11 protein-coding genes are annotated in these 12,254 nt (G+C 68.5%); 10 read left to right on the top strand and 1 reads right to left on the bottom strand.

Annotation, left to right across the window (positions count from 1 at the left end; translation table 11 throughout):
* Positions 1 to 143 precede the first annotated feature (143 nt).
* The 6 genes from D0D15_RS06895 to D0D15_RS06870 all read left to right on the top strand — a co-directional run bounded on the left by D0D15_RS06895 (position 144) and on the right by D0D15_RS06870 (position 5,727).
* Entirely contained in the window at positions 144 to 923 is a 780-nt protein-coding gene (locus tag D0D15_RS06895; RefSeq protein ID WP_094007261.1) for a transposase family protein, read from the top strand.
* Positions 924 to 935: 12 nt separating this feature from the next.
* The gene (locus D0D15_RS06890; RefSeq protein ID WP_094007263.1) at positions 936 to 1,346 is read left to right on the top strand and encodes an LLM class oxidoreductase; all 411 of its coding nucleotides are present in this window, start codon (positions 936 to 938) and stop codon (positions 1,344 to 1,346) included.
* A gap of 144 nt (positions 1,347 to 1,490) precedes the next feature.
* On the top strand, positions 1,491 to 1,985 hold the full coding sequence (locus D0D15_RS06885) for a flavin reductase family protein (protein ID WP_094007264.1): 495 nt from the start codon (positions 1,491 to 1,493) through the stop codon (positions 1,983 to 1,985).
* A 116-nt stretch (positions 1,986 to 2,101) separates the two neighbouring features.
* Positions 2,102 to 3,163, top strand: coding sequence for a 3,4-dihydroxy-2-butanone-4-phosphate synthase (locus tag D0D15_RS36935; protein ID WP_094007266.1), 1,062 nt, complete (start codon positions 2,102 to 2,104; stop codon positions 3,161 to 3,163).
* A gap of 895 nt (positions 3,164 to 4,058) precedes the next feature.
* On the top strand, positions 4,059 to 4,955 hold the full coding sequence (locus tag D0D15_RS06875) for an MBL fold metallo-hydrolase (RefSeq protein WP_158224461.1): 897 nt from the start codon (positions 4,059 to 4,061) through the stop codon (positions 4,953 to 4,955).
* A 4-nt stretch (positions 4,956 to 4,959) separates the two neighbouring features.
* Positions 4,960 to 5,727, top strand: coding sequence for an SDR family NAD(P)-dependent oxidoreductase (locus D0D15_RS06870; protein ID WP_094007326.1), 768 nt, complete (start codon positions 4,960 to 4,962; stop codon positions 5,725 to 5,727).
* A 359-nt stretch (positions 5,728 to 6,086) separates the two neighbouring features.
* Here D0D15_RS06870 and D0D15_RS06865 read toward each other — a convergent pair whose 3' ends face one another.
* Positions 6,087 to 6,791, bottom strand: a complete 705-nt coding sequence (locus D0D15_RS06865; protein ID WP_094007269.1) for a TetR/AcrR family transcriptional regulator — start codon at positions 6,789 to 6,791, stop codon at positions 6,087 to 6,089.
* A gap of 173 nt (positions 6,792 to 6,964) precedes the next feature.
* Here D0D15_RS06865 and D0D15_RS06860 point away from each other — a divergent pair, with 173 nt between their 5' ends.
* The 4 genes from D0D15_RS06860 to D0D15_RS06845 are packed head-to-tail and all read left to right on the top strand — an operon-like array spanning position 6,965 to position 11,941.
* Positions 6,965 to 7,219, top strand: coding sequence for a hypothetical protein (locus D0D15_RS06860; protein WP_094007270.1), 255 nt, complete (start codon positions 6,965 to 6,967; stop codon positions 7,217 to 7,219).
* Positions 7,216 to 9,258, top strand: a complete 2,043-nt coding sequence (locus D0D15_RS06855) for a hydantoinase/oxoprolinase family protein (RefSeq protein ID WP_233157397.1) — start codon at positions 7,216 to 7,218, stop codon at positions 9,256 to 9,258. Before D0D15_RS06860 ends, D0D15_RS06855 begins: the two co-directional genes overlap by 4 nt.
* Complete coding sequence (locus tag D0D15_RS06850; protein ID WP_094007273.1) at positions 9,255 to 11,195, top strand: hydantoinase B/oxoprolinase family protein; 1,941 nt, start codon at positions 9,255 to 9,257, stop codon at positions 11,193 to 11,195. Before D0D15_RS06855 ends, D0D15_RS06850 begins: the two co-directional genes overlap by 4 nt.
* Complete coding sequence (locus tag D0D15_RS06845; protein ID WP_094007275.1) at positions 11,192 to 11,941, top strand: SDR family NAD(P)-dependent oxidoreductase; 750 nt, start codon at positions 11,192 to 11,194, stop codon at positions 11,939 to 11,941. The genes D0D15_RS06850 and D0D15_RS06845 overlap by 4 nt, the downstream gene beginning before the upstream one ends.
* Positions 11,942 to 12,254 lie beyond the last annotated feature (313 nt).

The raw sequence follows: 12,254 nt of genomic DNA, 5'->3' as shown, positions 1-12,254 counted from the left end.
TCATCCTGGTCTGGATATGTTGGTGGGTAAGGGTTGTAGGTCGGGGGCTGGGTGATCGTCCGGCGTGTCGATGCCGGGCACATGGCGAAGCCCTTGGTAGGACAGCAATCGACCAAGATCAAGATCCTACGCAAGGGCTTCGTATGCTGTTCTACCGTGCCGCGCTGCCGTTGTCACGTCAGACCCTGACGTTCGTGTCGGGCCTGCTCCGCGCTCACCGCCGGGAGATCGGCTCGGCGTGGCGCAAGCTCAACACCACTCAGCAGGCGCTGCTGGTGCTGGCGTACCTGCGCAAGGGTGAACCGTTTCCCGAGGTCGGCGCCGGGTTCGAGGTATCGGCCACCACGTGCTGGCGGTATGTGAACGAAACCGTCGAACTGCTGGCCGCGCGGGCACCCAAGCTGCGGGCTGCACTCCGGAAAGCCAAGCGCGAGGGCATGGCCTACGTGATCATCGACGGCACGCTGATCCCGATCGACCGCGTCTTCGCCGATCGTCCCTTCTACTCGGGCAAGCACACGATGCACGGCATGAATCTGCAGGTGATCGCCTCCCCGGGCGGCACGATCCTGTGGGTCTCGAGCGAACTGCCCGGCAGCACGCACGACACCGCGGCCGCACGCATCTGGCAGATCCTCGCCGCGCTACGCGACGCCGGGCTGATCGCCCTGGGCGACAAGGGCTACCACGGCTATGACGAGACCGGCCAACACGTGACCACCCCGTACAAAGGCCGCAACAAACCCGAATCCTACAAAGATGCCAACCAGGCCCACGCCCGCCTGCGCGGACCCGGCGAACGCGCCAACGCCCAGCTCAAACACTGGCGCATCCTGCGCAAACTCCGCTGCTGCCCCCGACGCGCCGGACAACTCGCCAAAGCCATCCACGTGCTACAGAACTACGAACTCACCACAGGATGAAAAAGGCTCAGTGTGCCCCTCGAGGCAGGGCTTGCCCGGCTGTCCGGTTCGCTCGGCATCGACTTCTCGGTCTACGACGTCGACGCGCTGTTCACCGAGCTCGAGACGGACGGATCGCGCGGGATGATGGAGGCGTTCGCCGCGCCGATCGACGGCAAGCCGCCGATGCTGCGCGACGTCGCCATGAACTTCGGGATGTCGGTCGGCGCGAAGAAGGTCGTCGGCACCCCGGAACAGATCGCGGACGAGCTGGAGACGTTGTGGCGGGAGTCCGGTGCCCACGGCTTCGTCCTGATCCCGACGATCAGTCCGGGCAGCGTCGAGGAGTTCGTCGACCACGTGGTCCCGATCCTGCAGCAGCGGGGGATCCACCGGCGTGAATACCTCCACTCGACCTTGCGGGGGAACCTCACGGAGAAGTAGGCCGGCGATCAGGTGGGCTGGTACTTGCATACCGCGGGCACCGTGTGAAGGGGACGGACCGTCCCAAAATCGAACAACCGTCGCGTCCTCGTGCAGGTACCGTCCACGAGATCGAGCATCGTTGCTCAAACTGAGGAGGCTCGGATGACAGGAATAGTGCCGGTCGCGACGGGCGACCAGCTCCGGCAGGCGTTCGGCTGCTTCCCCTCCGGGGTGGCCGCGGTGAGTGCCCTCATCGACGACCGGCCCGTGGGCCTGGCCGTCAGTTCCTTCACCTCAGTCTCCCTGTCGCCTCCGCTGGTATCAGTGTGCATGCAGCACACCTCCACGACCTGGCCCATCCTGCGCCAGAGCCCGAGACTCGGGCTGAGCGTGCTGAGCGAGGACCACCGCGATACCTGCATGCGGCTCGCCGGCAAGGCCACCGACAGGTTCGCGGGCACCGACTGGACTGCTGCCGCGGAGGGCGGTGTGTTCGTCCACGGGGCGACGCTCTGGCTCGACTGCAGCATCCACGCCGAAGTCCCCGCGGGAGACCACGACATCGTTCTGCTCCTGATCCATGGCATGCGCGCAGATCCGCGGACGGCGCCGCTGGTCTTCCACGGCAGTCAGTTCCACCGCCTGACAGCTGCCTGACACGCCGGGCATCCTGCCAGCCCCGATGCCGGGGACGACCGGGGACCAGTTCGGCGCACGGCGGAGCCCGACGAACGGGATTTCAGGGAGCCGGGCGCCATCTGAAGGGATCGATCATGCGCACACTCCTGGGTGAGGCCACCGTGCGAGACGCCATCGACGCGATCGCTGCAGGCAATCCTGTCGTCGTCAAGGACGACCTCTACGACGCCGACGCAACCCTCGTCTTCGCCGCCTGCCGGGCGACGGCGAACCTCGTCGGGTTCACCGTCCGCCACACCTCCGGCTTCATCCGTGCCGCCCTGACCGACGAGAATTGCGAACGGCTCAACCTCCCGCGGATGCACCGATTCGGTGATTCCCCGTACCGCGTCACCGTGGACCTCCTCGGCGCCGGCACCGGAATTTCCGGTGCCGACCGCGCCCGCACCATCGCGGCCCTCGCCTCTCCCGACTTCTCCGCAGCCGACTTCTCACGACCCGGCCACGTCGTCCCGGTCAGCGTTTCGCCCGGCGGAGTCGTGAACAACCCGACACCCGCCGAAGCCGCCGTCGATCTCGCGGTCCTCGCCGGCCTCCCACCGGCAGCAGCGCTGGGTGAGCTCGTATCGCGCGAAAACCCTTTGCACATGGCCGATCAGGCCGAGGCCTCCCGATTCGCCGCCGAGCACTCCCTGCCCGTCCTTGCGCTGTCCGAACTGGTGGCTCACCGGTACCAGGCCTCGTCACCAACGGGACGCGCCGAACACATGGAGGTGGGAATGGTTGCGAACAACGAGCATGCCTGGGAGACGGCAGGCGTCGTGGTCCGGGGCCGGCAGCTGGGCCGTCGTCTCGGTTATCCCACGGCCAACGTGGACCAGCCCGCCGGCGCCGCTCTGCCCGGCGACGGTGTCTACGCGGGAATCGTCCGGTTGGACGACGGGCGACTACGTGCCGCGGCGATCTCGGTGGGTACCAACCCCACGTTCGACCGGGACGAACGGACCTTGGAGGCCCACCTGCTCGACTTCGACGACGACATCTACGGGATGCGCGTCACGGTGACCTCCGTGCGGCGCCTGCGCGGGATGACGAAATTCAACGGCGAGACCGAACTGATCGACGCGATCGCGGACGACATCGCCCGGACGAATGCCCTCGTCGCGCACCTTGTCCCTTCGTCCGTTCAGCGCTGAACGGACGACCGAGCCGTAACACCGCCCCCGGTCTGCGGTGAATGCCCGGTCGCGGGAGCCGGTGACCAACGTCGCCGGGCGACGGCGATGCGCGGGTTTCAGGGCTGCAGCGCCGGTCTGCAGGACGGGTGCGACGTCCGAAAGGACGCCGACTCGGGTGCACGCCCGGTTCGCCGGCACGCACTGGCTCTCCGCCCATTGTTCCGGTGCAACGATGGCGGAGACGGCCCTCGCCAGGTGCACGTGAGTGCAGCCTGGTCACCGGCGACCGGCAGGACGTGGGGCGAGGCTCCGGCTGCGATCCACCGCTTCGGCGTCCCGCCGGAAGTTGACGGACGGCGCGCACGAGCCCATTGGCCACCCACGCGTTGCCCACGGAGGCGCTGGTCGGGCAGGTCTGCCAGGAGCACGGCATCAGCCGGGGCGGCGGGACTGTAGCGGAATGCAACAACGGTGCCGTGACGAGGATCGCTACCTTCGACGAAGCGGTGAACAAGCTCGAACCGGTCGAGCAGCCGTCGATCTCGTCCGCATTGTCGCGCCGTGGAGAACCCAGTGAACGATTTCGCTCTCGGTAGTAGGTCGTCACCTGCCGGCGAGAGCGGCCGGAACCGGCGATCGTTGAACGGCCACGCCGTGTGTTCCACCAACGCTTTCGAGCACCAGGGAGCGGAGCGTCAACGGTGTGCTACCAACGCCGGCGCACTCGGAGCGGTGATCGCAGGCCACGGCGAGCCGGGCGACCACTGCTCGCTCGCGAGGCCCGGCGGCGACGCAAGACACCCTCGCGTCGCCACCCGCCGCCTGCACGGCCGGGACCGTCGTAGCCGTCAACCGCGGCTTCCGGATGGGCTGAGCCGCATGAACACCTACAATGCACGCAAAGGAGCGCAGCATGCGCATCGGGGACATCGAGATCACCCCATTGATCGACGGGGAGGCGGTCGTGCCCGGCGCGGCGACCTTCTACCCCAACCTGAAGGAAGCCGACTGGGAGCCGTACACCGACCTCCTCGAGCCGGTCTTCCACGAGTGCCTGCACCTCAACACACTGGGCGGGTACCTCGTCCGCGCCGGTGACCGGGTGATCGTGGTCGACGGCGGGTCCGGCCCGCAGCCGAAGTGGCCGTTCGCGGGCGGCGGGTTCCGCTCGGCACTGGCGTCGACCGGCCTCCGGCGCGCCGACGTCACCGACGTAATCTTCACGCACCTGCATTTCGACCACATCGGGTGGGCGAGCGTGGACGGCAAGCCGTACTTCCCGAACGCGACCTACCACATCGACCGGCGCGACTGGGACTGGTTCCTGGGGCCCGACTTCTCTTTCTCCGAGACGGAAGTCGAGAAGAGCAAGGAGCGCCTGGAGCTCTCGGCGAACTACTGCTACCCGGACAACGACGCCCCGGCGGTCCGCCTGCGGCCGATCGTGAACCAGATCGAGTTCTTCACCGGCGAGCAGGAGGTCGAGCTGCTCCCCGGTGTGGTCGCGCTCGACGGGAGCGGACACACGCCGGGGCAGGTCGTGCTGGAGCTGCGGTCGAGCGGTGAGAAGGGCCTCATGGTCGGGGACCTGGTGCACGCCCAGCCCGAGTTAATCGACGACAACGAGCGCGGTCAGTGGAATTTCGTCAGCCACACCGACTACGACCGCGCCTACGCGGCGGTCGAGCACTACAGCAAGCGCATCTGCGACGAGAAGCTCCTGGTCGCCGGCGGACACTTCCCGGGCCTGCGCTGGGGCCGGGTCGTGCAGGACGGTGGCAAGCGAGTTTGGGAGGACATTCGTGGCTGAGACGATGCACCCGGCGGGTCGCCTCGCCGGCAAGGTGGCAATCGTGACGGGCGGTGCTTCCGTCGCGGGCCTGGGCTTCGCGACGGCCCGGCTGTTCGCCCGGGAGGGCGCGGCGATCTTCCTGACCGACGTGTCCCCTGAGGTGAAGGAGCGTGCCGGGGAGTTCCCCTCCGGTGCGCGCGTCGAAACCGCCCAGCAGGACGTCACGTCCGAGGAGGCGTGGGTCGCGACCTTCGAGGCCGCCCGGGCGGCGTTCGGCTCGGTGGACATCCTGGTCAACAACGCCGGGATCACGCGCCGTGACCCGATCGACGAGATGAGCTTCGAGACCTACCGCGCGGTCGTCGACACGAACCTCACCGGCGCGTGGCTGGGCTGCAAGCACGCCGTCCGGGAGATGAAGCGCAGCGGTCACGGCGGGGCGATCGTCAACATCGCGTCCATCAGCGGTGTGGTCGGGATGCGGTACAGCTCGCCGTACGGCTCGAGCAAGGGCGGTATCCGGAGCCTGACGAAGGTCGTCGCCCTGGAGACCGCGCGCGACGGCATCCGTTGCAACGCGGTCTGCCCCGGCATCATCGGGACGGACATCGTCACGCCGGTCGAGGCGAAGAACCCGGACGCGTTCCAGGTCCTCCTCGACGGCATTCCGATGGGCCAGGTCGGCGAGCCGAACGACATCGCGCAGGCCGCGCTGTACCTGGCCTCTGACGACGCCAGGTACGTGACCGGTGCCGAGATCGTCGTGGACGGTGGCTACACCGCCCAGTGACACCCCGCTGCAGGTGCCCGCTCGCCTGAACCGGGCACGTGCAGCCGCCGAAGGAGCAGCTGCCGGCCGGGTGCTTCGCCACATTGTGCGGCGAAGCACCCCGCCGGCGAATGCCGGTGCCTCGCGCTCGGCCGAGCAACAGAAGCTGGATCGGTCCTCCTGGCAGACCCCACCCCTCCCGTCACGTCGGTGTGTCGATCCCGAGGTTCGCGGGCGGGCAGCGACGGTGGCAGAGCGTCGCCGGACGTCGTTCGGCGCGCACCGGCGCCCGAACGCCTCGAACGTCCACCTCCCTGATGCGAGACGGTATCGGTGCGGTTGCGAAGTACGTCCGTCGAGCTTCAGTCCGTCATCCGCCGTCAGCTCGCCGTGGCTACTTCCTCGAAGTCGCCCAGACCGCTCAGGGACTCGCCCGTGTAGGAGGCGCGGAAGGTTCCCAGCTGCTCCTCGAGGGACGCGAACCGGTTGCTGTCGACGGCATGCCCACGGAACAGGGTGGTGCAGTACTGCTCGGCCAGCTGCGCCGAGCTCCAGCGACCCGGGCGCAACCACTGGAAGGTGTAGTTGTGCATGTTGAAGAACTGCAGCATGCACAGCCGCGGATCAAGCTCCCGGAACGTGCCGTCCCGGATCGCCTCCGCGTGCAGCTCGGTGACCATGTCCTCGAAACGGCGCCGCTCGTGGAGCATGCGCTTGCGGTTCTCTCCGGCCAGCCGGTCGATCTCGTGTTCGACCACCCGGATGTAGTCGAGCCGGTGCTCGATGACCTCGAGGAGCATCTGAGAAAGCAGCCGTAACCGCAGTTCGGGCGCGATCGGCAACTTGCTGATCCGCTCTGCGGCGGCGAGTAGTGGCGTCATGACGGCGCCGTGGATCTCGGCTAGCAACGCCTGCTTGGACCCGATGTAGTGGTACAGAGCTCCCTTCGCCAGGTCGGTCGCCTGGCAGAGTTCGGCGACGCCGGTGGCCGCGTAACCGTTGCGGGAGAACAGTTCTGCTGCGATACGGATGATCTCGCGGCGGCGCGCTTCGTACCCGGGGCCGTGCCCGGTGGGTCGTGGCATTCCTTTGTCTCCTCTGCTCCTCACCGGTCGACGCGGTGTGTCCCGACGTCTCTGGAGAGCGGGCTTGCGTAGGGGGGCGACAGCAGTCTAGTTTGAACTCGGGTTTAGTAGGGCGATCGGTCCATTAAACTTTTCCACCGCCCTAGCTCACGTTCGACGTGCAAAGGAGCACCATGTCGTCAGACACCACCGGCCCCCGTGTCGAACGGGAGCCGGTCACAGCCAGCGAGCTGGCCGACCTCGGGGTCGACTTCGACAAGGACTACCCCGGAGCGACGCCGGAGGAATTCCGGCGCTACCTCGTGCTTTCCGAGGGTGGCTGGTTCTCCGTGGTCAAGCACCAATCCACACTCCGCTCGGTCTCGCGCGTCCCGGCCGGCCTCCTCGGTCCGGTGCAGCTCGCCTCCGCAGGGCTGGAGCTGGGATGAGCATGATCGGAGTTGACGTCGGCGGCACGTTCACCGACCTGGTCGCCGTCAGGGACGGGCGGATCGTGACGGTCAAGGTCGCCACCGAATACGGGCGGACCGAGGAGGGCGTGCTCCGCGCCGCCGCCGAGGCGGGCGTGGCGGACGCGACGGTGTTCAACCACGCCAGCACCCACGGACTCAACGCGGTGATCACGCGCCGGGTACCCAAGGTCGCCTTCTTGACCACCCTCGGACACCGCGACATCCTCGACGCGGGTCGTGGCTGGCGCCCGGTCGAGGGGCTCACCGACCCGTCGTGGCGTCGCTCCTTCGGCGACGCCTCCCGCCCGCTGGTCCCGCGCTACCTGCGCCGGGGGATCCGCGAACGGAGGACGGCCGACGGCAACGTGCTCATCCCGCTCGACGAGCAGCACGCCCGCGAGGAGCTTGCGATCCTCCGCCGGTGCGACGTCGAAGGCGTAGCGATCTGCCTGATCAACGCCTATGTCGACGGTGCTCACGAGCAGCGGCTGCGGGAGATCGTCCGGGAAGAGCTGGGCGACATCCCGGTCTCGATCTCGAGCGAGGTCTCCCCGCTGGCCAAGGAGTACGCCCGGGCCTCGACCACCGTCATCGACGTCCTCATGCGGAGGATCTACGGGGACTACACCCAGCGCCTCGCCGCCGGCCTCGCCGACCTGTCGTTCACCGGCGACCTGAACTACGCGGACTGCTCCGCGGCGCTGGTGCCCGCCGAGGCCGCGATGGCCAACCCGTTCCGGATCGTGTTCGCCGGGCCTGCCGCCGGCACCGTCGCCAGCGCGCGGCTCGGCGACCTGCTGGGTACCGGGAACCTGCTCTGCGCCGACGTCGGCGGCACCTCCTGCGACATCAGCCTGGTCACCGACGGTCAACCGTACGTGGAGACGACGTTCGAGCTGGAGTACGACCTCGTCGTCAACGCCCTGTCCAACGAGATCTCCAGTATCGGTGCAGGCGGCGGGAGTCTGGTGACCGTCGCGTCCACCGGGGAGATGCGGGTAGGGCCGGGTAGCGCCGGATCGAACCCGGGACCCGCCTGCTACGGGTTGGGCGGCACTGCGCCGACGACCACCGACACTTGTCTGCTCATGGGAGTGCTCGACCCCGTGGGCTTCGCGGGTGGGCGAATCAAGCTGGACCCCGAGCTCGCCCGCCGCGCGTTCGAGGAGCTGGACTCCCCGTTGGACGTGGGCCAGCGCGTCGGACAGGCCTTCCACCTCGGCGTCGCCAACATCGCCGAGGGGCTGACCAACGTCGCCGTCCGGCACGGCATCGACCCCCGTGACTACAGCCTCGTCGCCTTCGGGGCGGCCGGGCCCATGCTGCTCCCCGCGGCCCTGGCCCAGGTGCACGCCGCGGAATGCATCGTGCCGCCCCACCCGGGCCTGTTCTCCGCGCTGGGGCTGGTGAGCTCGGACCTCGAGTTCGTCGAAAGCCGCAGCGCCTACTCGATGCTCACCCCGGAAGCCGCCGACCAGGTCGACGCGGTCTACCGCACGATGGAGGAGCAGCTGCGCTCACGGTTGCCGGAGGAGCACCGAGTAGGCGCCCGCTTCACCCGCAGCTTCGACGGCCGGCTCTACGGACAGACGTGGGAGACGCCGTTCGTCCCGGTGCCGTCCGGCACCATCGACGCCGACGGCATCGCGACCATGATCGAGGACTTCCACCGCGTGTACGAGGAGCGGTCGGGCAACCGCTTCCAGTTCGTCCCCGTCCAGGGAGTCACGTTCCGCGTGCGGGCCGTCGTCGATTCCGCGAAGGTCGAGTACCCGCAGCTGCCATCGCGCGACGGGGGTCAGCCGCCGGTCGCCGCGACCGTCGTCATCGAGCACCTGCTCGACGAGCCGGTCGAGGCGCGGGCCTACAACCGTGACGCGCTGCTGGCCGGAGACCGCATCCCCGGCCCGGCCCTCATCCGCGAGCAACTCTCCACCACGTTCCTCGTTCCGGGGCAGACCGCGACGGTCGGTCGCCTCGGCGAGCTGCGAATCCGCCAGGACGGAGCATCATGACCAGCAAGGCCTCGCTGCGGGATCTCGACGACGCCGAGTTCCGCGCGCGCTACGACTCCGACCGTTTCACCACGACGCTGCTCGGCAACCGTATGCGCTACATCGTCGAGCACATGAGCGCGGGCATCCTGACCAACACCTTCTCGCTCATCCTGCGTGACTGGTACGACTTCAACGCCACCATCTCCGGCCCTCCGGAGCAGAACTACCCGATGCCGGCGGTGGGCAACAGCCTCGCCGCGTTCTTCGGCACCATGTCCGAGGCCGTGCGGAACACCGTGGAGGAGTACGGGCCGGACGAGCTGGCCCCCGGGGACGTGCTGATCGCGAACGACCCGTACCGGGTGGGCAACCACGTCAACGACATGTGCTTCATCCGTCCGGTGTTCGTCGAGGGCCGGATCGTGTCGTTCGTGACGATCCGCGCACACCAGCTCGACATGGGCGGCATCGTGCCCGCCGGGTTCAGCTCGACCAAGCACAACGTGTACGAGACCGGGCTGTCGCTGCCGCCTTTGCTGCTCTACCGCGACGACCGCCCGGTGAAGTCGACCTTCAACCTGATCCTCGACAACTCGCGGTTCGGGCCCATCATCGTCCCCGACATGCGGACCATCCACCAGAGCCTGCGGTTGGGGGAGCGGCTGATCCAGGAGAGCATCGAGCGCTACGGCCTCGACGCCTACCTGGGCGCCATCCGGTACGCCGTGGACGCCTCGGCGGAGTCCATGGCCGCGGCGATCCGCGAGCTGCCCGACGGCGTTTACTCGGCTGAGGAGTTCGTCGACGCGGACGGTGTGGACGACTCGGTGGAGTACCGGGTCAGGGTCAGCCTGACCAAGGTCGACGACCGGCTGGAGATCGACTTCAGCGGATCGTCGCCCCAGGCCCGCACGTGCATCAACGCCTCGGTGCTGGACACCAAGTCGGCCGTGGTGATGGCGCTGAAGTTCCTGATCGATCCGGCCAGCCCATACACCTCGGGTGCGTTCCGCTCGGTCGACATGGTGTTGCCCGCGGGTACTCTACTCAGCGCCACCCCGCCCGACGGAGCGGTCTTCATGTACTGGGAGGCCACCCAGCCGGTGATCTGTGCGATCTTCCGCGCCCTCGAGCCCGCACTGGGCGAGCGGGCAGTGGGTGGCGACTACGGCTCGCTGGGCATCCACAACGCGAACGGGGTGCTGCCCAACGGCACCCCCTGGGTCGGTACCGCGCAGTGCGGCGCCGAGCACGGGCCCTGGGGTGCCACCCGGCACGGCGATGCGGACAGCTACCAGGTCTTCTACCAGGCCAACAGTCTCGACCCGGCGACCGAGGCGATCGAGTCGGACATTCCCGCAGTGGTGCTGCGCAAGGAGTACGTCATCGACTCCGCCGGTGTCGGCACGCATCGCGGCGGCGCCGCTGTCCGCAAGGACACGCTCTACCTCGCCGACGCCGAGCACTGGACGAGTCCGTTGTCGACCAAGCGCGCCGCCGGTATCGGCGTGCATGGCGGCGGTGACGGCGGCCGCAGCGCGGCCTGGCTCTTCCCGCCCGGGGCGACCGACGTCGCGAAGCGCGGCGACCTGGTCGGCACCGACGACTCCGTGTACTCGTCCACCACACCGGTCGCGGGCGTCCTCGATCCGCAGACGAAGACGCTCGACGCCGGCGGTGAGTACTTCTACTTCGCCAGCAACCCGGTCTGGCGCACAGACCCGGGCGCCATGTTCCGGTACCAGACCAACGGCGGTGGCGGGTGGGGCGACCCGCTTGAGCGTGACCCACAGCGGGTGCTGGTCGACGTTCGGGACGAGTACTTCAGCGTCGGTTACGCCGCGGAGAAGTTCGGCGTCGTGGTGCTGGGAGACCCGCATGCCGATCCCGAAGGGCTCCGGGTCGACGAGGCGGCCACCGAGAGCCGGCGCGGCGAGCTGCGAGCGGCTCGATGACCGCCCCGGCTCCGACCGGCGTGCTGCACCCCGAGGCACTCGCCGGCCAGATCGCGGTGGTCACCGGCGCGGCCCGGGGGATCGGCGCCGCCGTCGCCCTCGAGCTGGCCAGAGGTGGCGCGGACCTTGCGCTGTTCGACCTGGACGAGCCCAGCGCCACCGCCGAGGCGGTGCAGGCGATGGGCCGCAAGGCACACGCCGAACGGCTCGACGTCACCGACCGGGCCGCCGTCGAGACCTCGATCGGAGCTCTGTCCAGAGTGGACGTGGTCGTCACCTCGGCCGGTGTATACGGCGAGCCGACTCCGGTGGCAGACATCGACGACGCCGATATGGACAGAGTGCTCGGGGTCAACCTCAAGGGCGCGCTCTGGACAATCCGCGCGGCTTTGCCCGCCCTGCGCCGGGCGGGCGGGCGTGTCGTCTGCCTCGGCTCCGCCGCAGGGGAGGTCGGAGGGATCGCCTCCGGTCCGCAGTACGTAGCCAGCAAGGGCGCGATCCACGCAATGGTCAAGTGGCTTGCCCGAATGGAAGCCGCCAACGGTGTGGCGGCCAACGCCGTCGCACCCGGAGCGGTGGAGACGAACATGATCGCGGGCCGCGGTTACTCGGGCGACTACTGCCCGCTCGGGAGGCTGGCGACGGCGCAGGACATCGCGACCGTTATCGCGTTCCTCGCGTCGCCACACGCCGCCTACATGACCGGGACCGTCGTCGACGTCAACGGCGGCTTCCACATGGGCTGAGCCGCATGAGGTGTCGTCGACGCCGCGCGCTGCCCGGTCTCGGACGAGGCACGTCACGTGGACGGAAATCATGGTCGTCGGCGGCTACTGCGCCGATGACTTGTGGTTAGTGCACCGTCGAACTCGTGCCGTGCCCTTCCCCGTCGTGGCGGTGCCCCGCCGGCGTTCGGACGACGGCACGGATCCGCCGGTGGCGGCGGGGACTGTAGCGGAATGCGACACCGGCGCAGTGATCAGAATCGCTACCTTCGAGGAAGCGGTGAAACAAGGCTCGGCCACCGCGTCGGCCGGCTCCCGGCAAACGATTCCGAAA

It is taken from the genome of Amycolatopsis thermalba (assembly GCF_003385215.1).
Lineage (GTDB): Bacteria > Actinomycetota > Actinomycetes > Mycobacteriales > Pseudonocardiaceae > Amycolatopsis_E > Amycolatopsis_E thermalba.
Note: the sequence above shows the minus strand (reverse complement) of the source record. Positions and strands in the feature narration are given on the sequence as shown.